The 26,479-nt window shown below is 66.8% G+C and carries 30 protein-coding genes and 1 tRNA gene; 8 read left to right on the forward strand and 23 right to left on the reverse strand.

Features of this window, described 5'->3' with window-relative positions; genetic code table 11:
* Positions 1-347: 347 nt before the first annotated feature.
* From L2U69_RS18170 to L2U69_RS18225, 12 genes are all read right to left on the reverse strand, one after another.
* Positions 348-2,636 carry an AAA family ATPase gene (locus L2U69_RS18170; protein ID WP_236108549.1) on the reverse strand — a complete coding sequence of 763 codons (2,289 nt, stop codon included), beginning with the start codon at positions 2,634-2,636 and terminating at the stop codon, positions 348-350.
* Positions 2,633-3,400, reverse strand: coding sequence for a PD-(D/E)XK nuclease family protein (locus tag L2U69_RS18175; RefSeq protein ID WP_236108550.1), 768 nt, complete (start codon positions 3,398-3,400; stop codon positions 2,633-2,635). Before L2U69_RS18175 ends, L2U69_RS18170 begins: the two co-directional genes overlap by 4 nt.
* A complete protein-coding gene (locus L2U69_RS18180) occupies positions 3,400-3,810 on the reverse strand; it encodes a DUF6511 domain-containing protein (RefSeq protein WP_236108551.1) in 411 nt (136 codons plus the stop codon). Before L2U69_RS18180 ends, L2U69_RS18175 begins: the two co-directional genes overlap by 1 nt.
* A 3-nt stretch (positions 3,811-3,813) precedes the next feature.
* On the reverse strand, positions 3,814-5,517 hold the full coding sequence (locus L2U69_RS18185) for a DEAD/DEAH box helicase (RefSeq protein ID WP_236108552.1): 1,704 nt from the start codon (positions 5,515-5,517) through the stop codon (positions 3,814-3,816).
* A gap of 7 nt (positions 5,518-5,524) precedes the next feature.
* Entirely contained in the window at positions 5,525-6,124 is a 600-nt protein-coding gene (locus tag L2U69_RS18190; RefSeq protein ID WP_236108553.1) for a hypothetical protein, read from the reverse strand.
* 17 nt (positions 6,125-6,141) lie between these two features.
* A complete protein-coding gene (locus L2U69_RS18195; protein WP_236108554.1) occupies positions 6,142-7,029 on the reverse strand; it encodes an ATP-binding protein in 888 nt (295 codons plus the stop codon).
* Positions 7,029-7,325, reverse strand: coding sequence for a hypothetical protein (locus L2U69_RS18200; protein ID WP_236108555.1), 297 nt, complete (start codon positions 7,323-7,325; stop codon positions 7,029-7,031). Before L2U69_RS18200 ends, L2U69_RS18195 begins: the two co-directional genes overlap by 1 nt.
* Positions 7,322-7,810, reverse strand: coding sequence for a hypothetical protein (locus tag L2U69_RS18205; protein ID WP_236108556.1), 489 nt, complete (start codon positions 7,808-7,810; stop codon positions 7,322-7,324). Before L2U69_RS18205 ends, L2U69_RS18200 begins: the two co-directional genes overlap by 4 nt.
* A 10-nt stretch (positions 7,811-7,820) precedes the next feature.
* A complete protein-coding gene (locus L2U69_RS18210) occupies positions 7,821-8,030 on the reverse strand; it encodes a helix-turn-helix transcriptional regulator (RefSeq protein ID WP_050474479.1) in 210 nt (69 codons plus the stop codon).
* Positions 8,031-8,131: 101 nt separating this feature from the next.
* Complete coding sequence (locus tag L2U69_RS18215) at positions 8,132-9,076, reverse strand: hypothetical protein (RefSeq protein ID WP_236108557.1); 945 nt, start codon at positions 9,074-9,076, stop codon at positions 8,132-8,134.
* Complete coding sequence (locus L2U69_RS18220) at positions 9,060-10,247, reverse strand: hypothetical protein (RefSeq protein WP_236108558.1); 1,188 nt, start codon at positions 10,245-10,247, stop codon at positions 9,060-9,062. Before L2U69_RS18220 ends, L2U69_RS18215 begins: the two co-directional genes overlap by 17 nt.
* 12 nt (positions 10,248-10,259) lie before the next feature.
* The gene (locus tag L2U69_RS18225) at positions 10,260-10,502 is read right to left on the reverse strand and encodes a DUF2188 domain-containing protein (protein ID WP_045449871.1); all 243 of its coding nucleotides are present in this window, start codon (positions 10,500-10,502) and stop codon (positions 10,260-10,262) included.
* 95 nt (positions 10,503-10,597) lie between these two features.
* On the opposite strand from L2U69_RS18225, the gene L2U69_RS18230 reads away from it, so the two are divergent.
* The 5 genes from L2U69_RS18230 to L2U69_RS18250 all read left to right on the forward strand — a co-directional run bounded on the left by L2U69_RS18230 (position 10,598) and on the right by L2U69_RS18250 (position 14,533).
* A complete protein-coding gene (locus L2U69_RS18230) occupies positions 10,598-10,966 on the forward strand; it encodes a helix-turn-helix domain-containing protein (RefSeq protein WP_050474482.1) in 369 nt (122 codons plus the stop codon).
* Positions 10,963-11,895 (forward strand): ImmA/IrrE family metallo-endopeptidase, encoded by a 933-nt coding sequence (locus L2U69_RS18235; protein WP_236108559.1) that lies wholly within the window; start codon positions 10,963-10,965, stop codon positions 11,893-11,895. Before L2U69_RS18230 ends, L2U69_RS18235 begins: the two co-directional genes overlap by 4 nt.
* A 486-nt stretch (positions 11,896-12,381) precedes the next feature.
* Positions 12,382-12,819 (forward strand): DUF2924 domain-containing protein, encoded by a 438-nt coding sequence (locus L2U69_RS18240; RefSeq protein ID WP_236108560.1) that lies wholly within the window; start codon positions 12,382-12,384, stop codon positions 12,817-12,819.
* A complete protein-coding gene (locus L2U69_RS18245; protein ID WP_236108561.1) occupies positions 12,816-14,153 on the forward strand; it encodes a recombinase family protein in 1,338 nt (445 codons plus the stop codon). The genes L2U69_RS18240 and L2U69_RS18245 overlap by 4 nt, the downstream gene beginning before the upstream one ends.
* Positions 14,150-14,533: a hypothetical protein gene (locus L2U69_RS18250; protein WP_236108562.1), complete on the forward strand. Its 384-nt coding sequence runs from the start codon at positions 14,150-14,152 to the stop codon at positions 14,531-14,533. Before L2U69_RS18245 ends, L2U69_RS18250 begins: the two co-directional genes overlap by 4 nt.
* 19 nt (positions 14,534-14,552) lie before the next feature.
* Here L2U69_RS18250 and L2U69_RS18255 read toward each other — a convergent pair whose 3' ends face one another.
* The gene (locus L2U69_RS18255; protein WP_236108563.1) at positions 14,553-15,389 is read right to left on the reverse strand and encodes a DUF3883 domain-containing protein; all 837 of its coding nucleotides are present in this window, start codon (positions 15,387-15,389) and stop codon (positions 14,553-14,555) included.
* A gap of 381 nt (positions 15,390-15,770) precedes the next feature.
* A tRNA-Ser gene (locus L2U69_RS18260) sits at positions 15,771-15,860 on the reverse strand.
* A gap of 212 nt (positions 15,861-16,072) precedes the next feature.
* On the opposite strand from L2U69_RS18260, the gene L2U69_RS18265 reads away from it, so the two are divergent.
* Positions 16,073-16,384, forward strand: coding sequence for a hypothetical protein (locus L2U69_RS18265; protein WP_236108564.1), 312 nt, complete (start codon positions 16,073-16,075; stop codon positions 16,382-16,384).
* Positions 16,385-16,428: 44 nt separating this feature from the next.
* On the opposite strand, the gene L2U69_RS18270 is transcribed toward L2U69_RS18265, so the two are convergent.
* The 9 genes from L2U69_RS18270 to atpD all read right to left on the reverse strand — a co-directional run bounded on the left by L2U69_RS18270 (position 16,429) and on the right by atpD (position 23,021).
* On the reverse strand, positions 16,429-17,268 hold the full coding sequence (locus L2U69_RS18270) for a F0F1 ATP synthase subunit gamma (RefSeq protein ID WP_236108565.1): 840 nt from the start codon (positions 17,266-17,268) through the stop codon (positions 16,429-16,431).
* Positions 17,265-18,791, reverse strand: coding sequence for a F0F1 ATP synthase subunit alpha (locus L2U69_RS18275; protein ID WP_236108566.1), 1,527 nt, complete (start codon positions 18,789-18,791; stop codon positions 17,265-17,267). The genes L2U69_RS18270 and L2U69_RS18275 overlap by 4 nt, the downstream gene beginning before the upstream one ends.
* Positions 18,775-19,518 carry a F0F1 ATP synthase subunit B family protein gene (locus L2U69_RS18280; RefSeq protein WP_236108567.1) on the reverse strand — a complete coding sequence of 248 codons (744 nt, stop codon included), beginning with the start codon at positions 19,516-19,518 and terminating at the stop codon, positions 18,775-18,777. Before L2U69_RS18280 ends, L2U69_RS18275 begins: the two co-directional genes overlap by 17 nt.
* A gap of 2 nt (positions 19,519-19,520) precedes the next feature.
* Positions 19,521-19,766, reverse strand: coding sequence for a F0F1 ATP synthase subunit C (locus L2U69_RS18285; protein ID WP_236108568.1), 246 nt, complete (start codon positions 19,764-19,766; stop codon positions 19,521-19,523).
* On the reverse strand, positions 19,763-20,455 hold the full coding sequence (locus L2U69_RS18290) for a F0F1 ATP synthase subunit A (protein ID WP_236108569.1): 693 nt from the start codon (positions 20,453-20,455) through the stop codon (positions 19,763-19,765). The genes L2U69_RS18285 and L2U69_RS18290 overlap by 4 nt, the downstream gene beginning before the upstream one ends.
* Positions 20,452-20,760 (reverse strand): ATP synthase subunit I, encoded by a 309-nt coding sequence (locus L2U69_RS18295; RefSeq protein WP_236108570.1) that lies wholly within the window; start codon positions 20,758-20,760, stop codon positions 20,452-20,454. Before L2U69_RS18295 ends, L2U69_RS18290 begins: the two co-directional genes overlap by 4 nt.
* 2 nt (positions 20,761-20,762) lie before the next feature.
* Positions 20,763-21,059 carry an AtpZ/AtpI family protein gene (locus tag L2U69_RS18300; RefSeq protein ID WP_236108571.1) on the reverse strand — a complete coding sequence of 99 codons (297 nt, stop codon included), beginning with the start codon at positions 21,057-21,059 and terminating at the stop codon, positions 20,763-20,765.
* Entirely contained in the window at positions 21,056-21,460 is a 405-nt protein-coding gene (locus tag L2U69_RS18305) for a F0F1 ATP synthase subunit epsilon (RefSeq protein WP_236108572.1), read from the reverse strand. Before L2U69_RS18305 ends, L2U69_RS18300 begins: the two co-directional genes overlap by 4 nt.
* 145 nt (positions 21,461-21,605) lie before the next feature.
* A complete protein-coding gene (atpD, locus tag L2U69_RS18310) occupies positions 21,606-23,021 on the reverse strand; it encodes a F0F1 ATP synthase subunit beta (RefSeq protein ID WP_236108573.1) in 1,416 nt (471 codons plus the stop codon).
* A gap of 218 nt (positions 23,022-23,239) precedes the next feature.
* On the opposite strand from atpD, the gene L2U69_RS18315 reads away from it, so the two are divergent.
* Both L2U69_RS18315 and L2U69_RS18320 read left to right on the forward strand, forming a co-directional pair.
* Entirely contained in the window at positions 23,240-25,633 is a 2,394-nt protein-coding gene (locus tag L2U69_RS18315; protein WP_236108574.1) for an arylsulfatase, read from the forward strand.
* Positions 25,633-26,460, forward strand: coding sequence for a formylglycine-generating enzyme family protein (locus tag L2U69_RS18320; protein ID WP_236108575.1), 828 nt, complete (start codon positions 25,633-25,635; stop codon positions 26,458-26,460). The genes L2U69_RS18315 and L2U69_RS18320 overlap by 1 nt, the downstream gene beginning before the upstream one ends.
* The last annotated feature ends 19 nt before the right edge of the window (positions 26,461-26,479 follow it).

The raw sequence follows: 26,479 nt of genomic DNA on the forward strand, positions 1-26,479 counted from the left end.
GAACCCGCTCGGCGCGGTTCTCCCCCACCCCCGAAGGGGGTGGCTTTCACCCCCACAACTTCGAGAGCGCATCAACGCTTTGAATCGTTTGAAGAAATCGAAGTTGGGACAGCCCATGGCGTGGGTCGCGTTCCCAACTTGAATCTGCGAAAGGCCGCGCAACGGAGCGCGCGGGAGCCAAGGTAGTTGGGACGAGCTTTCCCAACTTGAATTTGCGCGGGATGGCTGGGCGGAGCGCGGCGGCGCGAAAAGCAACGAAAGTAGTTGGGAAGCTGGCCGCCCAGCTCGCCGCAACTTGCCACAACTTGATCCTGCGTAAGTCCGCGTAGTCGGGATGAGCTGGCGCATCACGAGGTCTCCTCCGTCTGATAGACCCAGACCAGGGGGTTCTCGACCGGCAGCGCCGCACCGCTCTGCGGGCATTTGTAGGTGCTGGGAAGGACCGGGATCCGGACGGACACGACCTCGCCGGTGTCGGGGTCTGCGGTCTCTTCACCGGTCGGGAACGTCATGCCCTCGACGCAGAGATAGCCGAACTTGGAGCGCGATGTTGGCAGACCGAACGGCGCGCCATCGCGAACGAACTTGATGAAACCCTTCGTGGCCAGCACGCTGATCCGTTCGCGGATCGTGTCCTTGCCGCCGAGCCCAGCCTGGTTCTCGAAGCTCTCGGCGAACTGCAGCGCGGTATAGAGTCGGCCGGCCTCGGCCTCATCGAAGAGCAGTTGAAGGATCACGTCGTGTTTGCGCGCGCGCTCGGCGTCGAGCTTCTCGCCGAACTCACGACGCACGAGCCTTTTTTCCGAGCGGTCGATGGCGATCCAGCGTCCGTCCGCCTTGTCGACGATCATCGGCTCGATGCCGGGGCCGTTGCGGAGCTCGAAATGCAGCATCCGCTCCGGTCGGTCCTCGTCGGGCCGGTGCATGATCACCCCGGAGGTGTAGAAGCTGCGGAGGCTGCCCGCGCCCGAGAGCGCCATGAACGGGTCCTCGACGAGCTGCTTCTTGGTGATCTTGCGGGTGTGGTGGCAGAGGATCAGGCCGGCATCCGGGGCTACGGCGTCCCGCAGCGCTTCGACCCGCTCCTGCAGGAAGAAGAGCATCGCGGTGTTGTCGTTCTCCCCGCCGCCGTCCGGCCCCCCATCGAAGAGATTACGGATCGGGTCGATGCAGAGGATGTCGGGCGCGCCATAGCCGTAGTGGGCGCGAACCGCGGCGATGGTCAGGCCCACGCCGCCGGCGTCGAGCAGCATGCGGACCTTCGGCGTAGCGACGAGATTATCGCGCGCCGCGGCCAGGAGCGCCGGCTCGATCCGGATGGCCTGGAGGCGCTCCCGGAGGTAATGGTACTGGATCTCCGCCTGCAGATAGAAGATCCGCAAGGGCCGGCTTGGCGCAAAACCGAGGAAGGGAACGCCCGCCGCCATGTGGACGAGCAGACTGATCAGGAAGTCGCTCTTGCCGACTTTGGGCGCGCCGCCAAGCACCAGCATCCCACCGGGCGTCAGCAATCGCGGCGCGATGATGTCGTCGGGCATCGGGCTCACGTCGTCGAGCAGTGCGCCGAGCGTGAAAACCGGCAGCGCGGACATCGGCGGCACGGCGATCCGTTCGAGGGCCGGCCCATGGCGCTCTTCGTGCAGCCGCCAGAGCCGCTGTGCTTCCGAGGCGAGGCGTTCGAGCGGCCAGCTGGGACGGAGCTGGGCGGCGTTGTACTGGCAGATTGCCTCCCACGCGTCGTCGCGGCTCATGCGGCCCTCATGCGCCATGCGGACGTAGTGGCCGATCGCGGCGCTCGCCCCATGGAAGCGCGTCCAGTCGTCTTCGCCGCCTTCACGGACCGGGGTGGTCAGGATCTCCGTGATCGAGGGTTTGTCGCTCGATGGTCCTGGCTCTGATCCCACGCCGGCAAGCGGCGGCATGTCGGCGACGAGCTCGGCGAAGTCGCGCAAATGGACCTCGACCCGCGGGCTGTGGCGGCGGATATTGACCAGCCGCTTGAACCCGCCCTTGTGATAGACGGAGCCGGCCAGACGGATCGGCTGGTGGGCCGAGCGGAAATGCGTGTCGCCGCCAACCTTGACTGCGATGTCGCCGCGCAGCCGACAGAGAAGCGCGATGTCCTCGCCCTCGGCCGGTTCGCTCAAGCGCCACCAGACATGCAGCTTGTCGAGACCGTCCGGCGTCCGGCCGCCGCTTTCGACGAGCAGTGTCGGCTCGCCGAGATGCCGGATGAGGTGGTCGAGCTTGGCCGCAATGTCTCCGGCGTCGAGGTCGACCAGGACCGTCTGCATCTGCTGGACATCGGCGGCCTTGGCCTTGCCGGTCTCGGCGACCGTTCCCGGCACCACATAGAAGGCCGCCCCTTCGCGTGCTGCCCAACCGGCAAAGGAAACCGCCTTCTCCAGCAAACTGTCGTCGATCTCGATCCAGGCGTTGTGGGGTCGGCCGTCAATGCCTTGGCCTTTGTCCACGAACCCGCGCAGGGGCACCCAGCCCTCGCAGTAACCGAAGACGACGTCGAGAAAGATGGCGATCTGCTCGGGATCCGGCTCGATGTCGAACGGATCGGCCTGGGGTTCGGCGTCGTTGAAATCACGCCACGCATCGAGGGAGACGATGTTGTTCTCGCTCATGCCGCCAGCCCCCAGCAGCGTTCCGCCCATGGACACATGCGGCACTCGTGGAAATCGCGTGTCGTGGCGATCCGCGGCAGCAGATCCCCTGCATCCGTCGCCTGGAGGATCCGCACGGCGCGGTCGCTCATGCGTTGGGCGAGCCCCGCGTCGAACGGCACGAGTTCGTGGTGCAGTTCGGCGGTGTCCTTGTTGATGGCGGTGAAGAGCGCGGGATTGTCGGAGATGCCGGGAACCTGCGCTTCCATATAGGCCTGGTAGAGGGCGATCTGGGCCGCATAGACCGGCTTCGCCACGACCACGCCCTTGGCCACGGTCTCGCGCCAGTTCCTGGCGTTCATCGTCTTGCATTCCCAGAGCGCGGGAACGCCGATGCCCAGCAGCTGAGGTGCGGCGGCGATGATCCCATCGACATGACCGCGGATGCGGCCACCAGCGACCGAGAAGCCGAATTGCTCGCCGTCCGGACGGTTGCCCTTGCGGGTATAGAGATCGAACCGGGCACCGCGCAGCCAGCGGATGGCAAGATCTTCGAGCGCGTGTCCGATCTCGAAGATCCGCAGCGTCTGCCCGGAGAACTCCTGGCCCTCATCCTTCGGCGCACCCGCGAACTCGAATTGCAGAGCGCGCTCACAGCCGTGTCCAAGGCGGGAGCCCCCGAGATAGGTTCTCGGCGGTATCGCCGCGCGTTCAGCGGCGATCGCCTCGTCGATCACCGCATTGATGCGTTCGGCGCAGGTGGGGCGGTGGTTATAGTCGAGCATCAGAACGGCACCTCCGCGTCGGCGTCGGCTGCCATGGCGTGCATGGCGTCCTGGAAGCCGCCGACGGCGACCTCGATGAGCGTGAGCACCTGCGCCTCCGTGAGGTCGGAGAAGCGCGTCTGCCAGCCGATCTCCTCCATGATCTCGGCGACCGGCTTCATGGCGGCGCGGATCGCCGCCTTCTCCTGTTCGGTGAGATCAACCATGGCCCAGCGCTCCCGCGCCAAGCGCGTCCAGAAGCCTTGGCAGGCCATCGAGCAGAACCAGACCGAGGGGCGCGGCTGTTTCGACCGCACCGGGTCGAACCAGCCAAAGCCTCGGGTGGGTCGCCGGCAGACAGCACAGAGCGTTCCATGCGGATGCCAGAGCCGCCGCCGGTCCTCGGCCGTGGTGGGGGAAACAAATGCCATGGCTCATGCCGCCCTCCCTACGGCTGCTTCGGGCGCGGCATCGGCCGCCCCGAAGACGAGGGAGCGGATGGCGTCGCGGTTGAAGCGGAAGGCCAGCAGCGCCGAGGCCTGGTAGCGGGTGAGCCCGAAGTCCTGCCGATACTCCGGCGGCAGGAATGCGAGCTGCCGGTCGGTGGGCGGCTGGTTCAACCAGCGGCGCGTCTTGTGCGCGCTCTCGTCGCTCTCATGCTCGTTGAGCCAGTCGTCGGCCGCCGCGAGGCAAACGGTGCGTTCGCCCACGGCCAACAGATGAGGGCGCTGCTTCTGGAGGCCTCCGATGCCGTACCACCGGCCGTTCAGGAAGAAGACACCGCCCCAAGCATTGAAGCCGTTGGCGATGAGCGCGGCATCGTCGCCGAAGAGATCGCACCAGCGGAAACTCGACCGCTTCAGGAGGTCGATCTCGGACATCACGAAGTCGCCGAGCAGCGCTGCTTCGCCGCCTTCGGGACGCTCCCAGACATGACCGCACAGCGGGCATTCGATGGTGGCGAGCGGCACGATGGCGCCGCAGTCCGGGCAATCCTTAGTGGGCGCTTCGCCGGAGGGCTCGCGACCGTCCAGGTCGACGTCCTGCTCCAGCGAACCGTGCAGCAGGGTCGAGGTGCCGAAATCCAGCACGATGCAGTCGGTCTTGACGAAGCCGGGATGCTCCTCGGGCGAGACCGTGCGCAGGCCGCGACCGACCATCTGGATCATGGTCGACTTGTAGGAGCTCGGCCGCAGCAGCACGACGCAGCCCGTCGGCGGATGATCCCAGCCCTCGGTCAGCACCGCGACATTGACGACGACCCGCAGCTCTCCAGCGGCGTAGCCGTCGAGGGTCGTCTTGCGGTCGGTATCGGCCATGTCGCCGTGGATCAGCCCAGCGGCGACACCGGCCGCGTTGAAGGCGGCTGTCACGTTGCGCGCGTGGTCCACGGTCGAGCAGAACACCACCGTCTGGCGCTCGCCCGCCTTTTCCCGCCAGTGGCGGATGACGGCGTCCGTGACCGGCGACCGGTTCATGATCGCGTCGACCTCGGCCATGTCGAAATCGTCGGCCGTGCGGCGCACCTTGGTGAGCTGGTCCTGGACGCCGACATCGATCACGAAGGTTCGCGGCGGCACGAGATGCCCCGACGCGATGAGCTCCCCGATCCGGATCTGATCGGCGACGTTGGAGAACACCGGGCGCAGACCGCGCTTGTCGCCCCGATTGGGCGTCGCCGTGACGCCGTAGACCCGGCACTCGGGATTGCGCTGCAGTGCAGCGTCGATGATGCGGCGATAGCTGTCGGCGGCCGCGTGGTGCGCCTCGTCGATCACCAGGAGGTCGAGCGCGGGCAGCTGGCCGAGATTACCGGCGCGCGCCAGCGTCGGCACCATGGCGAAGGTGACCTGGCCAGCCCAGGACTTCTCCTTCGCGTCGACAACCGAGGTCGTGATGCGGGGATTCACCCGGCCGAACTTGCTGCGGTTCTGAGCGGTCAGCTCGTCGCGGTGGGCGAGCACGCAGGCCTTGGCGCCCGTTCTCTTCGGCGTTTCGCCGACCATGCGACCGACGACGCCCGAGAGCATGATCGTTTTGCCGGCTCCGGTCGGGGCGACGCCCAGGGTGTTTCCGTGTTCGTCGAGCGCGCGGACGCTGCGCTCAACGAACTGTTTCTGGCGGGGACGCAGCAGCATGGCCGCCTCACTGCGCCCAGGACGGGCGGGTGCCCGCCGCCGGTGCTGAAGATTGGGGCATGGAGGGCTGGGAATGCTGAGCTTGCGGCTGCGCTGCCGCACCGGGCACGCCACCCATGAGAGCGGCATACTCCTTGTGATCTGGCGTCACGGCCGCGCGGATCTCGTTCTTCTCCTCGCCGTTGGTGTCGGTGCCGATGTCGATCCGCGCCACGAACTCGAGCCCGTCGAGATCGGCAAAGCCGCTGATGCGACGGGCGGCCTGGGCCTGAGCGGACGTGTCCTTGTCCGAAATGCCGCGCGCGGAGTTGAGCATGCCGCGGATCAGGCTGCGGCCCATGTTCGCCCAGTCCGGCCCCTTGGGGCTGTAGAGCCCGATCAGGGTGAAGATCTTGCGCCGGGCGTAGGGACCTTCGAGAACTGTGAATTCGCCCGAGAGATAGACCGAGCCAGTGGTCCCCCGCGTGGCGTATCCGCCGGTCCAGCCCTGCGCCGGATCGTCGAATCCGCCCGGACGGATCGTCAGGCGCACCTTGGCCAGCGTGCCCTTGGGGATGATGTTGCTGTTCTGCTTGGCGTCGTTGAAATCGTTCCAGGATCCAGTCATGGCTGGGGTCTCCTCGTTCAGGCGTTTTCGGAATGGGTGGGGGCGTCGGAGGTCGGCGCCGTCGCGGCCGGGGGCGGGCTGCGATAGGCCAGCCGCTCGGAGGCGGGCTCCACGGGGCCGCGGATCTTGGCCATCAGGCGGCCGAGATGCGGCTCCTCGATCAGGTCGAGACGGCCGGAGCGATCCTTCGCCGGGAAGTTCCAGGGATTGATCGTCTGGCAGACGAAGGCACGGTACGGCGCGCCGGACTCGTCCTTGATCTCCGCCATCGTCAGGACTTCATCGACGATGCCCGGCAGCTCGAGGCCGGTCTTCGAGCCGTCGATCTGCGGCTGGAAGATGCGCCGATTGAAGTCGTCGAGCTTCTCGTCGAGGATCCCGACGAACCAGACGTTCTTCGCCCGCGTGTGCTGGAGATGCGTGAGCCACGCGATCATCTCGCGGCCGTGCAGGCCGTAGGCGCCGCGGACATCGGGCTTGCCGGTCTTCTCCGAGAACGCCTCGGGCTGCCCCTTGCACCATTGGAAGCAGAGCCGCCCGGCGACGGTGATCGAGTCGATGAAGATCGTGTGGTAGCGGTCGAGCGCCGCCGGATCGCCGAAGCGCTCGCACACCGCCGCGAAGTGGGCCTCGCTGTAGACCTGGTCGTCCCGCAGCGCCGGGTTGGGGCCGCCGATGAAGACCGCGAAATCGCGGCATTCGGCCCATGTGCGCGGCCGAACGCTGTCGCCGGACCATCCCTCGATGGCCAGGTCGCCGGCCTCCAGATCGATGAACAGCGTGGTGGCGGGGTCGAGCGTCCACAGAAGGCTGGTCTTGCCGATGCCCGACTTGCCGAAGACCGTGCCCTTGATGCCGCGCGGCTCGGCGAGACGCTGATCGGCGGAGATGATCGGGAGGGCCATCACTTGCCTCCCTTCGTCGCGATCAGGGCGTCGATCGCGACGTCCGCTCCCAGCGCGCCGGCCTTGCGGGCCTCGTCGTGGAGGGTGCGCACCGCATCGATCTCGCGGTAGAGCGCCGATGCCCGCTCGTTCAGCCCGATGAGGGCGAAGGCCAGGTCGTCGACCGAGGCTGCCCCGACCGGCTTGACGGTCTCGTCGCGACGCTCGCCAAGGGCCGGCACCCGGATGGTCTCGGGCAGTTTGTCCAGCCCGTAATGGTGCTCGCGGAGCACCGCGAGCTTCTTCGTGATGCTCATGACGTCACCTCGGTGTTCAGGGAAAGACGGAAGCTGGGCTTGCCGGTGCGGACGGTGCGCGCGTCCTCAAAGGCGGAGCGGATGTGGCTCGGCCAGGCCGCGAACTTGCGCTCGGGCACCTTGATCGCGACATCGACGTATTCGGTGGGGTCGTCGCCCTCGGCCCGGATGCGTTCGACGAGAGCGGCGAGCTTGTCCTGGTCCCAGTCGATGCGCTTCGGCAGATCGGCGATCACGGTGACCGCGCCGTCATCCAAACGGACCGTGCCGGTGTCCTTGCCGGCGGCTTGGCGCGTTGCGTGGGCACGATCGCCGTACCTGAGCGCGACGGCCCCATCGAGCCAGTCGCAGACGGTCTTGGCGCGGCGCAGGGCGTCGGCGGCCTCGTCCTGCAGGAGGGCGAGCTGCTCGGCAGGCAGAGCGGCGATGTCGCCGACTGTCATGCGCGGGAGCTCATCGAGGGAGATGCGGTTTGAGATCGTCATCACCGCCCCCTCACGCCGCAGGCTTGCTGGGGTGGTCGGCAGTGCTCGCGCGGATCTGCTCGCGCTCGTACTCCTCGACGTCTTCGAGGCGGTACACGACGCGACCGCCGAGCTTGACGAAGCGCGGGCCTTCGCCCGTCCAGCGCCAGCGCTCAAGCGTGCGGTGGCTGATGTTCCAGCGCGCAGCCAGGTCGATCTGGTTGAGGTGTTTCGTAGCCATCTGTTTCTCCTTCGGTTTTGGTCGAAAACCTGCGGAGACGATGGCTGGCCGGGAGGGAGAAAACCGACCCGGTCAGAGGGAGAAGAACAGGGAGAATTTCGTCAGAGCGCGAAGCCCCAGAGACCGTTCTCGGACTTCAGATAAGGTTCGAGGTCTGCCCATCGCTGCGCGCCAAATGCTTGACGCAGCGTCTTCGCGCTGGAGTGGGCATGATCAAGGAGTTCTCGAGCGCTGAAGCGTCGGCCGTCCTGGTGTCCCTCAACCAGCTTACGAATGATGGCGATATGGATGTCCGACTTGAGATCGATCGTGACGTTGCCATGGATGGTGAGTCGCTGCCCGCTCGGTGAGAGGGACAGGGGCGTATGAGGGCTGACGGCGGGTGTGCCATCGAGAAGTGCCGATAGGATTTCAGGGCTGACCGCCATTCCGTCATCGAAATCGATGGCATCGCCGATGGACACGACGAGGTGCCCCGGCAGCCCCGGTTCATGGAGCCGACCAATGGGCGTGCTGGTCAAGAGAATGCGGACATGGGGTGTTGGTCGCCTTCGGGCCGCATCAGCCACATCTGCCCAAATCCTCCGGTCCGAAAGGCGGCGCGCGAACCAGATCGGGACCCGCTGCGGACGACGGCCGATGCGCGCGTCGCCAAGCTCCCACAAAGCTCGTGGAACGAGCGCTCTGGCGCCGCCACGGGACGCAATGTCCAGCCCGACCAGCAAGCGGGCGAAAAGGACCGGGAAGTCCACCCCGTAGACTCCCATCCGCTCTTTCGGGACATCGACCCAGCCAGCAGACGGGCTGAAGTATCCGTAGCCGTTCCGTTCCGAGGACCAGATCAGGGAAACCGGCTCGTCTTCGAAATCAGCCAGCGAGGCGGCCGCCGCGTTATGGCCATCGGGACGCAGAACATTCGCCGCCAGCAATTTCCCCGCGCTTTTGGCGTGATAGTCGGAGAGCACGGCGCCGGCGACTTTGGCATCCGCGCTCTCCACGATTGAGAGGAGCAGATCAACCGCCCTCCGATCAATCGACGACGACACCGCCGTCTCCGGAAAGGATGCCCCAGCGCCGGAGATACTTCTCGCCGATCAGCTGCTCCTCTTCGGTCTGGTCCTTGAGATTGCAGCCATGCGGCATCGTGATCGTCAACGGCAGCGTCCGACCGCGTTTGGCATCGCCCTTGGGATGGAATTTGATGGAGAGTTTGGCCTGTGTCGCCACCCAACCGCCGGCCAGCGGATCATTGGCGCCGAACCGCTCCGCCGACATGCTCCAGATGGTGCGGTCGGCCTTCCGAAGACATTCCAGCGTGACGCGCTCGCCCACATTGTCGATGGGCATCAGACGCAGCTGCTTGACCTCGACGGACTCGATCCCATCCTCCGGGTCGGTCGGAAAATCGAAAGGATGAAGCAGAACCGCGAGGTCGTAGGTGCGGAAGGGCACCTTCTCGCTCTGGAACTCGATCCCCAGCAGGTCGCGCGCCATGAAGCGGACCATCTCCTCGCGGCTCTCGCGGTCGTTGGCGACGACTTCGATGACGCCGGTCGCCGGTTCATACGTCATGGCCGCCTCGAACACGGGACGGCGGGCGCGGCGGACGAGCGTACCCGCGTCATCGAACGCCAGGAAATCGTCGAGGAGGCCTTCGCGGTAGATCGCGATCTGGACAAGCTCGCAATCCTCGCCGTCGAAGGTCGGCCGGTAGCGCCCGAAGATATCGATGTGGATGTTGTTGGAAGCGAACCGTTCGCGCAGCGCCGCCTTGAAGGCATCGATGGATGCCTCGTCCCGGCGCAAATCGAGATTCGGCTCGCCGATGAACCCGTCCCAGCTCCGACCACGGCGCCGCTCATCGGTGTAACGGACCTCCTCGGCATGGCGGAACCGAACCGGTTCGTTCAGGAACATCCAGAGCGAACGCGCATGGCCATTTGCCAGATCATCGAGCACCGTGCGGTCGTCGATCACGCTATAGAGTGCGGTCTGCCCCGCATCATCGGCCAAGGCGCTCACACGCTCGGCGTCATTGACGATGCGGGCGCGGGCTTCGTCGTCTATCTCGTCAACGGCACGAAGCGTGACGCGAACCACCTCGGGCTCGGGCGCCTCCCAATCGACATCGGTCGGAAGCTCGATGCCGGTGTGGTGGAAATAGGCCTGCAGCGACGAGGCAGGCATGTTGCGGATGAAACTCGTCACTGAGGCCATGATCGGTTCTCCTTAGCCCTTGATGTTGCGCGGGTCATTCCCGTGCGAATCGGACTGGCCGATCCGGCCATCCTGGTTGTGAATCTTGAACTCCGTCCCGGCGTTGCGGCTGATCTCCCGCCCACGGTCGATCGCCTCCCGCTTCGTGTCGAAGTGCCCGCTGGCGCGCTCAGCGCCACCGCGGCGGACGTCCCATCCGCCATTGGGATTGGGGACCACGTGATGGGTGCCCGAACCGTTACCTGCTTTAGCCATGACGGCCTCCTGTTTCGTGAAAGCGCGAAAGTGGGTTCGTTACTACGAACTTGTGCGCAAGATAGGTATTGCAGGTACGGCGTGTCAAGGACTAGATGTATCGCGATAACGAACCCGGCGGACAAACAGGAGAACACCCGGTGCCAACACCCTTGGGAGAGCGCGTTCGCGAGCTCAGACTAAAGCGAGGATTGACCCTAGAGGCGCTGGCCGAAAGGGTCGGATCCAGCAAGAGCTACATGTGGGAGATCGAGAACAAGGACGTCGCGCGCCCTTCGGCTGAGAAGCTTCACCAGATCGCGGCCGCCCTCGAGACTACGACCGATTACCTGATTTCTGCCGACGAAGTCACCGAAGCGGACGCGACGGACACTGCCTTCTTTCGCAAGTATCAGAAGATGAAGCCGAAGAGCAAAGAGAAGCTTCGCGAGATGCTCAAGATCCTGGACGATGAGGATGAATGAGCAATAGCGGCAGAAAATCGCCCAGAAGGGCCGCGAACGATCTTACTGTGCTTCTCCGCACCGTGCTGGGTGAAGACCGGTTCCCCGTGGACGTGGAGGCGCTGGCGCTCGAAGTCTCCCGAAACCACGAAGACCCGATTACGGCAGTGAAGGGCGTCGACATCGACGGCTTCGAGGGCATGCTCCGGGCACGGCGCAAGAAGCCCGGTTGGCAGATCCTCTACAACACTCAGCCCCGCTACCGTGGACGCGAGCGCTTCACGCTCGCTCATGAGTTCGGGCACTACTTGCTGCACCGGCGCCCGCTGACCGCAGCGCACTACCGTAACGGCGAGCTCTCGGACGATTTCGACTTCGAGTGCCTTCCGCTGCAAGCCAATGGCTGGAAGGACGCGGAGAAGCAGCGTGAAGAAGAGGCCGATACCTTCGCCTCCTTCCTGTTGATGCCGATCGACGACTATCGGAACCAGGTCGGCAGTCAGGAGGTAACTCGCGACCTCCTTGGCCATGTGACTGACCGATACGGAGTTTCGCTTCTTGCGGCCGCGCGCAAGTGGATCGAATTCACCGACACCCGAGCGGCCATGGTGGTTGCGCGAGACGGATTCGCGTTGTGGGGCAGAGCGAGCACGCGCGCCTACAGAAGCGGTGTGTTCATTCAATCGGGCATGCCGATTCCCGACGGCTCCATCATGGCCATGGGGTCGGCGTCGCTGCACACCCGTTCTCAGCGCCCGGTGGCTTTGCCCGCCGGCATCTGGACATTTAGTCGGGGCTCCGAACCCGTCCGAGAACTGACCTTCTTCTCTGACCGGCTCGGTTTGGCGGTGTCTCTTCTGCAGTTCGATCGCGCCGTCGATGGAGCTGAGGTCGAGGACGAAGAACCTTGGGATAGCTACGACCAGTTCACCCGCGATGATTCGAGGTAACGACCCGACAATGCTGCGGGCAGCGCCGCTCCGGGCGACTTACACGGATGTTCACGCTGGAAAGGCCTGACGAACGGCTTCGATCTACTTCTAATGATTCCGCTGTGACGCGATAAGCCATTGAATCTTATTGCGTATCTTCGTTTTGCGACTACCGTTTCGCCAGTCATCTTCTATTGCGAACGGTCTCATGCAAGACGCCCGATCCGGTCCGAACCCTCTGTTGCCCGCCCGTCTGTCGGCGGGCGAACGCCTCGATGAACTCGCGCAGATTCTTGCCGCGGGGCTGAGGCGTATCCTGCCGGAACAGTCCAGTTCTTTATCTGGACCTGGCGAAGACAGTTCATTCGACATTCTCGCCCTCAAACGCCGTGTTGGTCGTCGCAAACCGAGCAACCGAGTTGGAGGGCAATGATGCCAGGAACAAAGAGAAAGACTGACGCTACGCCATGGCGGGCGGGCGAACGCGACGCGGCGGACGCGAGCGTGGTCACACAGCTTGCGGCGCTGAAGCGAATGACGGTGGTTGAGCTGAAGGCGAAGTGGGAAAGCCTCTTCGGCACGCCCGCTCCGAACAACAGCCGCAGTTACCTTGAGCTGAGGCTCGGCTACCGGGTCCAGGAACTGACCCTCGGCGGGCTCTCGCGCGAGACGCGGCGGACGCTGGACTTGCTGGCTGACGAAATCGAGGGCCGGGCCGGGCGCAAGACGATCATCGCGGATCCCCGCAACCCGGTGCTCGGCACCCGCCTCGTGCGTGAATGGAACGGGGTGGAGCATACCGTCACAGTGATGAAGGACGGCTTCGACTGGCAGGGGCGCAAGTTCAAGTCGCTGTCGGCGGTGGCGCGGGCGATTACCGGCACGCAGTGGAACGGCTATCGCTTCTTCGGCCTACGCGAGGCGCGGAGGGACGACCGATGAGCCGTCATCAGGAAGCCGTCGCGGTCGTTCCGCGCCGCCAGCGCTGCGCCATCTATACCCGCAAGTCGAGCGAGGAAGGGCTCGACATGGAGTTCAACAGCCTCGACGCCCAGCGCGAGGCTTGCGAGGCCTTTGTGACGAGCCAGAAGGCGGAAGGCTGGGCCACCATTCGCGAACGCTACGATGACGGCGGCTTCTCCGGCGGCACGCTGGAGCGCCCCGGCTTGAAGCGTCTCATTCAGGACGTCGAAGCCGGTCTGATCGATGTGATCGTGGTCTACAAGATCGACCGGCTGTCGCGCTCGCTGATGGACTTCGCCAAGTTGGTCGAGATCTTCGACCGCAATCAGGTGACTTTCGTTTCGGTCACGCAGTCGTTCAACACCACGACCTCGATGGGCCGCCTGACCCTGAACATCCTCCTCAGCTTCGCGCAGTTCGAGCGGGAGGTGATCGGCGAGCGCATCCGCGACAAGGTCGCGGCATCCCGCAAGCGCGGCATGTGGATGGGCGGTCACGTCCCGCTGGGCTACGACGTACGCGACCGCAAGCTCGTGGTCAACGAGGCCGAGGCCGCGACGGTCCGGATGATCTTCGAGCGGTTCGTCGCCATCGGCTCCGCCACGACGCTGGCCAAAGCGCTCGCGGCTGAAGGCGTGCTAAACAAGCGCGGCAAGCCGATCGACAAGGGCTTCCTCTACAAACTGATCAACAACCGGGTCTACCTGGGCGAAGCCGTGCATAAGGGCACGGCCTATCCCGGCGAGCACGAAGCCATCATCGATCAGGTCCTGTGGGACAAGGTTCACAGCATCCTGCAAGAGAGCCCGCGCCTGCGGGCGAAGAACACCCGCCGCCAGACGCCGGCTCTGCTGAAGGGGATCATCTTCACCGAGACGGGCACGGCGATGACGCCGACGGCGACGAAGAAGGGCACGCGCCTCTACCGCTACTACGCGTCCATGGACCTGATCCGAAACCGCCCGACCGGCGACGCCTCGGGCCCGCTGCGCTTGCCCGCCGGCATGGTCGAGGACGCCGTCGTCGGCGAAATCCGCCGCATGATCCGCGCGCCCGAGATCGCGGCTCGAACCATCAAGGCCCTGCGAGACGAGAGCCCGGACGTCGACGAGCAGGCGGTCGTCACGGCGCTCGGCGAGTTCGACCAGCTCTGGGCGGCGCTCTACCCGGCGGAGCAATCCCGCATCGTCCAGCTTCTGGTCGAGCGGGTGACCGTCGGCGAAGACGGCATCGCCGTCGATCTGCGCCACGAGGGGCTGGGCTCGGTCCTGCGTGACATGATGGCCCCCCGCCAGACGGAGGCCCGCGCATGACCGACACGACGAACACCATCCGCGTCGTCATCCCCCTGACGATCCGCAAACGCAATGGGCGGCCGAAGATCCTCCCGCCCGATGAGGTGACGGTCCGGGACGGCCGGTCGCAAGACCCTCATGTGCTGCGCGCCATCGCCCGCGCTTGGAACTGGCGGCGGCAGCTGGAATCCGGTGCCGCTTCCACCATTCAGGATATCGCCTCTGCCGAGAAGGTCTCCGACCGGTTCGTGAGCCGAATGATGCGGCTCGCCTATCTGTCACCCGAGGTGCTTGAACACCTCGTCATCAGGCGCGTCCCACCGGCGCTGTCGTTGAACGACCTTGTTTCGGTCGCCGATCGGCCGTGGGTGGAGCAGATGGACATGGTTTTTGACTGAGCGCGCCGGCGCCCTGCCATCAATGGAAGCCTGCCACGAATGCTGTGGCCGTGAGTGTGACGTGGGCATTGAGCGGCGGATACAGTTCGAAGGCCCTCGGCTCACGCGAGAAGTTCCAAAGCCGGAACAAGCGCCATTCGGATCGGCGCTCGTCTGCCACCGCAAGCTCATTGCGGGTGATGTGGAAGGGCGTCCGTTCCCACCCGTTCGTCGTCTTCACCTCGATCAAGCGCGCCTGACCATCTGGCGCGAAACTCGCGATATCATAGCCCGCGCCATCCCCGTCCTCCTCGGAAACCCAACGCACCTTCCGCGCCAAGTCATCACGCCCCGCCGACCGTAGCGATGCCCACTCATGCGCCAGAACGCGCTCCTCGCCGGCGCGGCCGAGGGCGCGGTTGCGCTCGTCCCGGCCTGCCACATCGAACTTCCGAGCGATGTGCAGCATCTGCTCCAGCTCCTGCGGTGGCGGCTGGTTCGACAGCGTCGGGGGTGGGCCGATCCAGATCGGTGCGGATTCTTCAAGACCCGTCGCCGGGCGCGAGTCTGGCAGACGGCCGAGCCACGCGGGGTTTATTGCCAACCACCGTACCACCGCGTCGACGAGCGACATTTGGAAATTGAACGCAGGCTTGTAGCCGGGGATCCAGTCCTCGCCGAGCCCCTTCAGAACCGCGCTGATGTTCTGGTGCTTGAACTCGATCGATCCCTCCGAACGGCCGTTCAGCAACGGCAGGAGCGTGCGGCGATGCTCCGCCTTGCTGTACGGGCGTCCGAAGACGTCGTCGGCCAGCATCGCGAAGTAATCCGCGACGATCAGATCGTTCTCCTCATCGGTCCAATGCTCGCTCGACATTAGGCCAGGCTACTGACGTCGCGGCCATTTGTCATCGAAAGTCAAAGAACCATCGGGTCCTTGATCCCCAGCATAACGACGGGCTGCGCACGGCTTCCCCCGAATATGCCTACCGTGTGTTTCCCCGGCGGCCACGCCAACCGGAAGAACGCCCGCTGAATCCACTGTCGAGCGACCTGCGAAACCCGTTGGAAACGCTGGCCTTCGCGAAGCCCAACCGGGCCGGACGAGGTTCGCTCGGTTAGAGACGGAGGGCTGTTCGGAGACGGAAATTGGACCCGGCGCCAGTCTCCGAGGTTCGGGCATCTCGGCTAAGCGCCTTTGAAACAAAAAGAAAAAGGCCGCCAACGGGAGCCTCATCTCGGGTTCGCTACAAGATAATGGCGGAGGGGATGAGATTCGAACTCACGATACGGTTTCCCGTATACACACTTTCCAGGCGTGCGCCTTAAACCACTCGGCCACCCCTCCGCAGGGCCGGGAATCCGCGGATCCGCCGGCGAGGGCCGCAATATACAGAAGTCGGGCGGGCATGCAACTGGTCGGCGGTGGCGCCGGCCCGGTGCCGGGCCCGGCCCGCGCCGATCCCGGTTCGGGGTGGGGGGAGCCCTATTCTCGCCCCATTGTTGAGGTTGCCTGACCGCCTTGTCATGATACGGCGGGCAGCGGGGAGGCGGATCGGTATGGTCGGTCGGTTGTTGGGCTGGACCATGATCGCACTGGCGCTGATGTGTTTGGGTGCCGATGCCATGGCCATGTTGGAGCGCGGTGAATTCGTCCTGATGGGTCTCGGCGAATTGTGGGCCGCGATGGACAACGACAGTTTCATCGCCGTCGGCAATGCCGTCAGTGCCTATTCGATGCCGGAGATCTGGAACCCCGGCGTCATGACCGTGCTGCGTCTGCCCGGCGTCGTCCTTTTCGGCCTGCTCGGCATGCTGTTCCTGGTGATCTTCAGGAAGCGTGAGCGTCGGGATCGCATCTTCGGGCCCTGATCCGGGGTCTTCTTTCTCTTTCTCTCTCTCTCTCTCTCTCTCTCTCAGCCCCGCGCGGCGGTTTCGCCCGCCGAAAGCTCGATGATTTCCGCCGTGATCTCTTCCTGGCGGATGCGCCGTCGCGTGGCCCGCAGGTCGGCCAATTGCCGTTCGATCTGGCTGCGGGCATTGGCCATGGCTTCCATGCGCGCCTCGTTCTCGGCGGCGAAGGCATGAAGGGCGGCGGCCGAGAGCTGGGCGTGGACGTAATCGTCGGCCAATGCCGCCAGCAGCCGTTCGGGCGGGATCTGCACCAGGGGCGGGGGCGCCGCCGAGACCGGGAAGGCGCCGAAGTCGAAGGGCAGCAGGCGCCGGCGCTCCAGGACCGTGCCGCCCGAGGGGCGCCAGACGGCGAAGACGGCGTCGAGCCGCGTCACCGTGCCCGCCGCGATCGGCGCTTCCAGGGTGGCGACGATATGGGCCGCCAGCTTCGGGATGGCCGGCGAATGGGCGGGCATGGCCTGGGTCCAGCGCGGGCGCAGGCCGCGTTCCGTCGCCAACGCCATGCCGCGCGAGCCGACGAGGAAGAGATCGGCCCCCGCCGCCTCCCCCGCCACCGCATCCAGGATCTTCTCGTTGAAGGTGCCGGCGAAACCCTGTTCGGCGCAGAACAGGATCAGCACCGGCCGCCCCGTCTCCTGCGCCGGGGGCGGGCCCGCGGGGGTCAGGGAAAGCGCGCGGCCGATGGCGCCGGCGATGAGGGCGGCATGGGCATCGATGGCCGCCACCTGGCCGCGCGCCTGCTGCGCCCTGGCGGCGGCGATGCCGCGCATGGCGTTCACCACCATGCCCAATTGGGCGATGCCGTCGATGCGGGCGCCGATGTCCGCGAGACGGCCGCTCACGGTCCCGCCTTCGGTGTCAGATGGGCGGCGAGCAGGTCGCGCAGGCGTTCGCGATCGCCGTCGGCGAAATCGCCCGTCGCCTCGATACGGGCGACGATGTCGCCGGCCTGGGCGTCGAGCAGGGCGGAAAGCCCCCGGCGAAAGCCGTCGAGATCGCCGGTCGCGACACCATCCAGCAATCCGGCCTGAAGCGCCAGCACCAGGGCCACCTGATCGGCGAGGCGGAGCGGCGCGTGCTGGGGCTGGGCCAGGAGGGCACGGATGCGCGCGCCATGGTTCAACTGATCGCGCACGCGGGGATCCGGCATGCCGCCGAAGCGCGTGAACATTTCCAGCTCGAGGAATTGCGCGTAATCGAGGCGGAGCGATTCCGCGACCTTGCGCAAGGCATGGGCCTGGGTCTTGCCGCCCACCCGGCTGACGCTGGTGCCGACGTCGACGGCCGGCTTCTGGCCCTCGTGAAACAGGCGGGCGTCGAGCACGATCTGGCCGTCGGTGATGGAGATCAGATTGGTCGGGATATAGGCGGAGAGATTGCCGGCATCGGTCTCGGCGATCGGCAGCGCCGTCAGGGAGCCGCCGCCCTTGGCCGGCGACAGTTTGGCGGCCCGTTCCAGCATCCTGGCGTGGACGTAGAAGACGTCGCCCGGATAGGCTTCGCGCCCCGGCGACTGGCGGGTGAGGAGCGCGATCTCGCGGTGGCTGGCGGCGTGCTTGCTGAGGTCGTCGAGCACGATCAGCGCGTGCTGGCCGCGGTCGCGGAACCATTCCGCCATGGAAAGCCCGGCGAAGGGCGCGATCCACTGCATGCCCGGGGGCGCGGCGGCTTCGGCGACGACCACGATGCAACGCTCCATCCGCCCGAAGGTACGGATGGCGTTGATGGCGCGGCGGACAGAGGCGGTCTTCTGGCCGATGGCGACATAGACGCAGGTGATGTCGCTGCCGCGCTGGCTGATGATCGTATCGATGGCGATGGTGGTCTTGCCGATGGCGCGATCGCCGATGATCAGCTCGCGCTGGCCCCGGCCGAGGGCGAAGAGCGTATCGACCACCAGGGTTCCGGTCTGCACCGGCTGGGTGACGAGATCGCGTTCGATGATGGCGGGGGCGGGGCGTTCGATCGGCGAATGTTCGTCGCTCTCGATCGGGCCCGCCCCGTCCAGCGGGCGGCCCAGGGGATCGACCACCCGGCCGAGCAGGGCGGGGCCGACCGGCACGCGCAGCACGTCGCCGGTGCCATGCAGGCGGTCGCCGGCCTCGATCGTGTCGACGCCGTCGAGCAGCACGCAGCCGACACGATCGGGCTCCAGCACCTGGGCATAGCCGAACTGGCCCTTGTCGAAGCGCAGCAATTCGTCCAGCCGCACGTCCGGCAGGCCGGAGACCATGGCGATGCCGTCGGCGATGCTCTCCACCCGGCCGATCTGTTCGGCATGGGGGCCGAGGTCGGCGGCGGCGACGCGGGCCTGGGCCCCGGCCAGCCAACCGTCCGGGCCCTTGTGTTCACGATCGGCGGTCATGACGCAACTCCTGGCCGATACGGGCGAGATCCTCCCGCCAATTGTTGCCGACGACGAAATGCGGCCCATGCAGCTCGAAGCCGGCGATCAGCGCGGCATCGACGCGGAGGTTCAGGGCGGCCGTGGTGCCCAGCGCCTCGCGCAGCCGCTGCTGTGCCGTCTCGGCCAGGGCGGGACCGAGGGGGGCGGCGCTGACCAGTTCGAGTTCGGCTTCGGGCAAGGCGGCCGCAGCCTTGGCCGCGTCGGGCAGGCGGGCGATCTCGGCGACCAGACCGTCGAGGAAGGCGGCCGCGATCACGGCAGGGTCCAGCCGGCCGGCCAGGCGCCCGGCGATCGATAGCGCCAGGTCGCCGGCGCGGTCGAACCAGGCGCGTTCCTCCGCCTGATGGGCGTCGCGGGCGGCGGCTTCGGCCTTGGCGATGCGGGCGGCGGCGTCCCTGTCCGCCTCGGCCAGGCGCTTCCTGTGCAGGCTTTCTGCTTCGGCCCTTGCGGCCTCCAGCAGCGTGTCGCGCTCGGCGGCGAAGCCGGCGCGGGTCTCGGCCACGGCCTTCTCGGCCGCCTCGGCTTCGGCGCGTTTCTTTTCGGCGTCGTCGAGGATGCGGGCGGCGGTCTGGCGCCTCTCCTCGATCATGGCGGCCACGGGGCGCCAGAAGAAGCGCGCCAGCAGCCAGACCAGGATCAGGACATTGATCGTCTGGATCGCCAGCGTCCACCAGTCGATGGTCATGGTCAGCCGAGCAGGGGGTTGGCGAACAGCAGCAGAAGGGCGATCACCAGACAGTAGATCGCCATGGTCTCGATCATGGCGAGGCCGACGAAGAGCGTGCGCGAGATGGTGTTCGCCGCCTCGGGCTGGCGGGCGATGGCGTCCATGGCGGCGGCGACGGCGCGACCCTCGGCCAGGGCCGGGCCGATGGCGCCGAAGCTGACGGCAAGGGCCGCGCCAATGATGCTGACGAAGGCGAGCCAGTTCATGATCGATCCTCATTTTTCGCGGATACATGCCCGGCCTCGCCCACGGTTTCGGCGATGAACACCATGGCGAGGACGGCGAAGATATAGGCCTGCACGGCCCCCGTGAGCAGGTCGAGGGCCATCAGGGGAATGGGCACCAGAAGCCCGGCGAGCGAAAGCACGATGCCGATGACGAAGACCCCGCTCATCACATTGCCGAACAGGCGGACCAGCAGGGAGAAGCTGCGCGTCACGCTCTCGATGACGTTGAGGGGGATCATCACCGGGTTGGGGGTGGAGAAACTGGCCAGATAGCCGCCGACGCCGCCGGCCCGCACGCCGAACCAGATGACCGACAGGAAGACCAGCAGCGCCAGCGCCGCATCGGTTTCCAGCTTGGCGGTCGGCGGTTCCACGCCAGGCACCAGGGACGACCAATTGGCGGTCAGGATGAAGACGAAGAGCGTGCCGATGAAGGCGCGATAGCGCGGCGGCGCCACCCGCATGGTCTCGCGGATCTGATCGTCCATCACGTCGACCAGCAGTTCCGCGACCGCCTGCACCCGCCCGGGGCGCGGCGACAGGCGCAGGCGGACGATCAACCCGCCGCCGACCAGCAGCGCCATGATGGCCCAGGTGACCAGAACGGCGCCGGTGATCGGCACCGGGCCCAGGTGGAACAGCGCGGTGCTTTCGAGGGGCGAGGTCATGTCGGCATCTCCCGCACCCGGCGCATCACGAGAAAGCGCCCGGCCATGACGCCGAGAACGGCGACCAGCAGCGGCAGGGCCCCGGCGAAGGCGGCCGCCCCCAGCATCCCGGCCAGCAGAAGGAAGCGCAGTGCCATAAGGCCGAGCAGCGACGGCAGGCGCCCGCCCGCCGAATAGCGCCGCACCTGCCACAGCAGACCCTTGAAATAGAGTACGCCCGCCAGCACCCCGCCGACCAATGCCGCCACGAGGACCAGCACGGTCAGTAGCGGATCGCCATTCGCAATGGTGGTCATGCCGTCCATGGTCAGGCCTTCTTCACCCAGCGCCAGGCCGACCAGCAGCCGATGGCGAGGCCGACCATCAAAAGCCCGCCGGTCCAGAACAGGCCGGACTGAAAGCGCCCGTCCAGCCAGCGTCCGAGGAACAGCCCGCCCAGAGTCGGCACCACGATCATCCAGCCGAGGACGCCGACCTGGGCCAGCCGGCGCAGGGCCGATTCGTCACCCGCCCTGTGCCTCGCGTGACGCTCGCCGTGGCGGCGGAGCGCGCCCAGCAGGGAATCGTCGTCGTCCGGTTCGGGCAGGCGCGGGACGGCGTTCATAGTGGTCGCTCGGGACGAAGGTGGGCCATGATCTGGCGGATGGCGTTCAGATGCAGGCGCGTCGCTTCGACGTGTTCCATGCGTTCCGCCTCGTCGTCGGCCCGGAACCGCGCCATCACCGTCTCGTGCAGGGTTTCGAGATCGTCGCCCGGCACCGCCTCCCGCGTCGTGACCGCCACCGCGTCGCCGCCTTCGACCGACAGGATGCCCCGGCGGACGGCGCAATGATGGCGCGCCCCGTCCCGGCCGGTCCAGGTGACGACGCCGAGGGTGAGCGCGGTGAGGAAATCGGCGTGGCGCGGCAGGACGCCGAAGGCGCCGGATTCATCCTCCGCCCGGACGGAACGGACGTCGGTCGCATCGACGACGACGGCGAGGGGGGTGACGATGCGCAGCCTCATGGCGTCCACCCCTCACGTCCGATCCACCCCTCACCCCAACCCTCTCCCCGCAGGCGGGGCGAGGGAGTCCGGTCAGAGCTGGGTCTGCCCCCTCGCCCCTCTGGGGAGAGGGTTGGGGTGAGGGGCGAAACATCCGCGGCGGGGATCATGCAGCCTGTCCCTTCTTGGTGGCGGCGTCCTCCTTGGCGCGGGCCTCGTCCAGCGTGCCGACCATATAGAGGGAGCTTTCGGCCCAATCGTCCGCCTCGCCGGACAGGATCGCGGCGCATCCGGCCAAGGTGTCGGCGCGGGGCACGCTGCGGCCGGGCTGGCCGGTGAAGGCTTCGGTCACGGCGAAGGGCTGGCTGAGGAACCGTTGCAGGCGGCGCGCGCGCTTCACCACAAGGCGGTCGGCGGCGCCCAGTTCCTCGACCCCGAGAAGGGCGATGACGTCGCGCAATTCGGCGAAACGCGCCAGCACCTCCCGCGCCTGTTCCGCGATCCGGTAATGCTCCGCCCCGACCACCAGGGGATCGAGCAGGACAGAGGACGAGGCGAGAGGATCGACGGCGGGATAGAAGCCTTCGGCGGCCAGTCCGCGCGACAGCATGATGGTGCTGTCCATATGGCTGGAGATCGCCGTGACGGCGGGATCGGTGAAGTCGTCGGCCGGGACATAGACCGCCTGGATCGCCGTGACCGACGCCCCCGCGACCGAGGCGATCCGCTCTTCCAGCGCCGCGACCTCGGTCGCCAGGGTCGGCTGATAGCCGACACGGGACGGCAGCCGGCCGAGGAGACTGGAGACCTCCGCCCCGGCCTGGACGAAACGGAAGATATTGTCCATGAGGAGGAGGACGTTCTGGCGCTTCTCGTCCCGGAAATATTCGGCGATGGTCAGCGCCGTCTGGGGCAGGCGCCAGCGCGCACCCGGCGGCTCGTTCATCTGGCCATAGACCAGGACGGTGCGTTCCAGGACGCCGGACCCGCGCATCTCGGTCAGCAGTTCGTGGCCCTCGCGCGAGCGTTCGCCGATGCCGGCGAAGACGGAAGTGCCCCGATATTTCTCGACCATGGCGTGGATCAGTTCCATCACCAGCACGGTCTTGCCCACACCGGCACCGCCGAACATGGCCGCCTTGCCGCCCTGGGCCAGGGGGGCGAGCAGGTCGATCACCTTGATCCCGGTCTCGAACACGGCGGCACTGCCGGTGGCATCGCGCAGGGCCGGGGGCGCGTGGTGGATGCCCCGGCGCGGCACATCGGCAGGCAATGCCGGGCCATCGTCGCCGGCATTGCCGAGCACGTCGAGCAGGCGGCCGAGAACGGCGGGGCCGACCGGGACCTGGATCGGCTGGCCGGTGGCGGTGACCCCGGCGCCCCGGGCGAGGCCGGCGGTGGCGCGAAGGGCGATGGCGCGCACCGTCTCGGTATCGGCATGGCCGTGGATTTCGAGCACGAGGGGTTCGGGCCGGTCCCAATGCACGATGAGACCCGTATGCAGCGGGGGCAGCGGGCCGGCGTCGAAACGGACGTCGACCACGGCACCCCGCACGGCGATGACGACGCCTTCGGTAGCCATGGCGGCCCATGACCTCCTTGCTGCGGTACCAACAGGCCCCAAGCCTTGCACCAATGCGCCGCGGGTGCCAGCCCCCCGCGCCCTTAAGTAGGGTCTCGGCCGCGCGGGGCTGCCCATATCGGGCAGTGCCGCGCGACTGGCCAGTTGGATATAATCGTCTGCATTAAAACACCGCGCGACCGGCGGATGCCGGCGACGGGGTGGCCAGGGAGGAAAGAATGGCTGACAAGGACAAGATGCGCCGCGGCCTGGACCGCCGCTCGCTGCTCATCGGCGCGGCCGGGGGCGCCGTGGTCGCCGGCGGGGCCGGCGCGGGCTTCGTTGCGCTCGACCGGACGGCGCGCAAGCTGCGCACGCCCGAGGCGGTGGAGGGCGGACCGGCCCAGATCGCTGAATCCTTCGCCGATTCGCGGCCGTCCTACGAGACCCTGACGGCGCCGGCGGCGGATTCGCCCAATCTCGTCGTCATCGTGCTCGACGACGTCGGCTTCGCCGATCTCGGCTGCTACGGCAGCGAGATCGCGACCCCCAATCTCGACAAGCTGGCGGCGCGGGGCCTGCGCTACACCAATTTCCGGACCACCGCCATGTGCTCGCCGACGCGGGCGTCGCTGATGACCGGGCTCAATCATCATTCGGCCGGCATGGGCTGGCTGGCCGATCTCGACGCCGGTTATCCCGGCTATCGCGGCGACATGACCCTCGACGCCGCGACCATGGCGGAAGTGCTGCAGGACAAGGGCTGGGCCACGCTTCATGTCGGCAAATGGCATGTCAATGTCGCCCATTCCAACGGTGCCGCCGGGCCCTATTACAATTGGCCGACCAGCCGGGGCTTCGAGCGCGCCTATTGGTTCCAGGGCCATTCCACCGACTATTACCACCCGTCGGAAATGCTGGAGGGCCGCGCCCCGGTGGAGCCGGCCAAGGACGCGTCCTATTACGTCCTCGACGATCTGTCGCAGCGCGCCATCGCTTACGTCCACACCCAGAAGGCGCTGGAGCCGGACCGCCCCTTCTTCCTCCAGGTCGCCTATCCGGCCGCCCATTCGCCGCTGCAGGTGCCGGCGGCCGACCGCGATGCCTATAAGGGCAGATATGACGCGGGTTGGGACGTCATCCGTGCCGAGCGTCTGAAGCGCCAGCGTGAATTGGGCGTGGTGCCGGAGACGACGGAACTGCCGCCGCTGGCGCCGGGCGTGTCGCCCTGGGACGAGTTGAGCGAGGTCCAGAAGCGGACCTATGCGCGTTACATGGAAGTCTATGCCGGCCTGATCACGAGGCTGGACGCCGCGATCGGCACCCTGCTCGACGAGATCGAGGCGATGGGCGAGAGCGACAACACCCTGGTGATGCTGATCTCCGACAATGGCGGTTCGGCCGAGGGGACGCAGACCGGCACGCCCAACGTCTTCGCGGCGGCACTGGGCCGGCCGGTTCCGGTCGAGGAAGCGGCGAAGCTGCATGACGTCATGGGCGGGGACGAGACCTTCCCCCATTATCCGATCGGCTGGGCCTGCACCTCGAACACGCCGTTCAAGCTCTACAAGCAATATACCCATCTGGGCGGCGTGGCCGATCCCTTCATCGTGTCCTGGCCGAAGGGCATCGCGGCGAGGGGCGAGATCCGCGACCGCTTCGTCCATGTCATCGACCTCTATCCGACGGTGATGGAGGCGCTGCGCATCGAACGTCCGGCGGAATACCGGGGGCGCAAGCTGAAGCCGCTGGAAGGGGCCAGCATCGCCGCCACCTTCGGCGATCCGAAGGCGCCCACAAGGACCGAGCAATATTTCGAACTGGGCGGCCAGCGCGCCTATATGGACGGCAACTGGCGCCTGGTCACCCGCCACGAACGCGGCAGCGACTACGACGACGACACCTGGGAACTCTATGATCTCTCGAAGGAGGTCAACGAGATGACCGATCTCGCGGCCGAGAATCCGGACAAGGTGAAGGAACTGCTGGACAAGTGGAACGCGGCGGCCACGCGCTTCAACGTCTTCCCGCTGGACGACCGCAATCTGGTGATCAAGCTCGGCCAGGATCGCCAGCGCCGGGGCCAGCGTAACCATTGGATTCTCAAGCCGCCGATGGACCGCATCGCCACCCATGTGGCGCCCCAGGTCCTCGGCTTTTCCCATGAATTCGTGGTCGACGTGGTGCGGAAGCCCGGGGCCGGCGACGGCGTTCTCTTCGCCGCCGGCTCGCGCCACGCGGGCTATGTCCTCTTCATCCACGAAGGGCGCCTGATCTACGAGCAGAACATGTCGCCCTGGGTCGACCGGATCGAGAGCACCGAGGTTCTGCCGGAGGGCAAGCTGCAACTCCGCTATGTCCAGACCATGACGGCGCGGCCGTTCGAGGGCGGCGGCGCCCTCTATCTGGGTGATCGCAAGCTGGCGGAAAAGACCTTCGAGCATTGCGTGCTCACCATGTCCTACGACGGCTTCTCGCTCGGCGCCGATCTCGGCAATCGGGTCTCCACGCTCTACGAGGGACATAATCCGTTCCAGGGCGAGCTGACCCAGGTCGAGATCAGGATCGACAACGAGCCCTTCGGCCCGCTGGAGACCAAGCGTCTGGTCGACGGCATCGCCATCAAGATCTGATGGCGGCGCCCGATCGGGATTTCATTTCCGTCCCGGCCGGCGACTACCGGCTGGGTTCGGACGATCACTACCCGGAGGAACGGCCCGCCCGTTTCGCCCGGGTGGAGGGTTTCGCCCTGGCCAGCCGGCCGGTGACGAATGCCGATTTCGCGCGCTTCGTCGCCGCGACCGGCCATGTCACCACGGCTGAACGGGGCGAAAGACCGGGGTCCGCCGTGTTCACCATGACGCCGGGCCCCGTCGACCTGCGCGATCCAGGGCAGTGGTGGCGCTTCGTCGATGGGGCCTCGTGGCGAGAGCCTTCGGGCAGGGGCAGCGCCTCTCGCGTCGATCCGGCGGCCCCGGTCACCCATGTCAGCCTCGCGGATGCCGAAGCCTATTGCGCCTGGGCCGGGCTGCGCCTGCCGAGTGAGGCGGAATGGGAGGCGGCGGCGCGCGGCGGCCTCGCGGACGCGCCCTATGCATGGGGCGATCGCTTCATGCCCGACGGCTCGCTCCTGGCCCATGTCTGGACCGGGGCCTTCCCCTGGTATTTCGCGCGCGGCACGCCGGGGCCGGCGCCGGTCGGGCTCTATCCCGCCAACGGCCTCGGCTTTATCGACATGATCGGCAATGTCTGGGAAATGACCGCCTCGCCCTTCGAGGGGGCGGGGGGCGGCTGCGGCTGCCGGGAAGGTGGCGCCGGGCTACTGCGCGCCGCCAAGGGCGGCTCCTTCCTCTGCGCCGGGGAATATTGCCTGCGCTACCGCCCGGCGGCCCGTATCGGGATCGCGCCGGGCGACAGTTCCAGCAACGTCGGTTTTCGCTGCGCGTTGCCAACTTTCTAGTCCGTCATCCCGGCCTTCG

It is taken from the genome of Zavarzinia marina (assembly GCF_021568905.1).
GTDB lineage: Bacteria > Pseudomonadota > Alphaproteobacteria > Zavarziniales > Zavarziniaceae > Zavarzinia > Zavarzinia marina.

Coding starts and splice junctions, on each gene's coding strand:
- L2U69_RS18170 (WP_236108549.1), bottom strand. CDS start 2,636: ATGAGCGAGAACAACATCGTCTCCCTCGATGCGTGGCGTGATTTCAAC.
- L2U69_RS18175 (WP_236108550.1), bottom strand. CDS start 3,400: ATGCTCGACTATAACCACCGCCCCACCTGCGCCGAACGCATCAATGCG.
- L2U69_RS18180 (WP_236108551.1), bottom strand. CDS start 3,810: ATGGCATTTGTTTCCCCCACCACGGCCGAGGACCGGCGGCGGCTCTGG.
- L2U69_RS18185 (WP_236108552.1), bottom strand. CDS start 5,517: ATGCTGCTGCGTCCCCGCCAGAAACAGTTCGTTGAGCGCAGCGTCCGC.
- L2U69_RS18190 (WP_236108553.1), bottom strand. CDS start 6,124: ATGACTGGATCCTGGAACGATTTCAACGACGCCAAGCAGAACAGCAAC.
- L2U69_RS18195 (WP_236108554.1), bottom strand. CDS start 7,029: ATGGCCCTCCCGATCATCTCCGCCGATCAGCGTCTCGCCGAGCCGCGC.
- L2U69_RS18200 (WP_236108555.1), bottom strand. CDS start 7,325: ATGAGCATCACGAAGAAGCTCGCGGTGCTCCGCGAGCACCATTACGGG.
- L2U69_RS18205 (WP_236108556.1), bottom strand. CDS start 7,810: ATGACGATCTCAAACCGCATCTCCCTCGATGAGCTCCCGCGCATGACA.
- L2U69_RS18210 (WP_050474479.1), bottom strand. CDS start 8,030: ATGGCTACGAAACACCTCAACCAGATCGACCTGGCTGCGCGCTGGAAC.
- L2U69_RS18220 (WP_236108558.1), bottom strand. CDS start 10,247: ATGGCCTCAGTGACGAGTTTCATCCGCAACATGCCTGCCTCGTCGCTG.
- L2U69_RS18225 (WP_045449871.1), bottom strand. CDS start 10,502: ATGGCTAAAGCAGGTAACGGTTCGGGCACCCATCACGTGGTCCCCAAT.
- L2U69_RS18230 (WP_050474482.1), top strand. CDS start 10,598: ATGTATCGCGATAACGAACCCGGCGGACAAACAGGAGAACACCCGGTG.
- L2U69_RS18235 (WP_236108559.1), top strand. CDS start 10,963: ATGAGCAATAGCGGCAGAAAATCGCCCAGAAGGGCCGCGAACGATCTT.
- L2U69_RS18245 (WP_236108561.1), top strand. CDS start 12,816: ATGAGCCGTCATCAGGAAGCCGTCGCGGTCGTTCCGCGCCGCCAGCGC.
- L2U69_RS18250 (WP_236108562.1), top strand. CDS start 14,150: ATGACCGACACGACGAACACCATCCGCGTCGTCATCCCCCTGACGATC.
- L2U69_RS18255 (WP_236108563.1), bottom strand. CDS start 15,389: ATGTCGAGCGAGCATTGGACCGATGAGGAGAACGATCTGATCGTCGCG.
- L2U69_RS18265 (WP_236108564.1), top strand. CDS start 16,073: ATGGTCGGTCGGTTGTTGGGCTGGACCATGATCGCACTGGCGCTGATG.
- L2U69_RS18275 (WP_236108566.1), bottom strand. CDS start 18,791: ATGACCGCCGATCGTGAACACAAGGGCCCGGACGGTTGGCTGGCCGGG.
- L2U69_RS18280 (WP_236108567.1), bottom strand. CDS start 19,518: ATGACCATCGACTGGTGGACGCTGGCGATCCAGACGATCAATGTCCTG.
- L2U69_RS18285 (WP_236108568.1), bottom strand. CDS start 19,766: ATGAACTGGCTCGCCTTCGTCAGCATCATTGGCGCGGCCCTTGCCGTC.
- L2U69_RS18290 (WP_236108569.1), bottom strand. CDS start 20,455: ATGACCTCGCCCCTCGAAAGCACCGCGCTGTTCCACCTGGGCCCGGTG.
- L2U69_RS18295 (WP_236108570.1), bottom strand. CDS start 20,760: ATGGACGGCATGACCACCATTGCGAATGGCGATCCGCTACTGACCGTG.
- L2U69_RS18300 (WP_236108571.1), bottom strand. CDS start 21,059: ATGAACGCCGTCCCGCGCCTGCCCGAACCGGACGACGACGATTCCCTG.
- L2U69_RS18305 (WP_236108572.1), bottom strand. CDS start 21,460: ATGAGGCTGCGCATCGTCACCCCCCTCGCCGTCGTCGTCGATGCGACC.
- atpD (WP_236108573.1), bottom strand. CDS start 23,021: ATGGCTACCGAAGGCGTCGTCATCGCCGTGCGGGGTGCCGTGGTCGAC.
- L2U69_RS18315 (WP_236108574.1), top strand. CDS start 23,240: ATGGCTGACAAGGACAAGATGCGCCGCGGCCTGGACCGCCGCTCGCTG.
- L2U69_RS18320 (WP_236108575.1), top strand. CDS start 25,633: ATGGCGGCGCCCGATCGGGATTTCATTTCCGTCCCGGCCGGCGACTAC.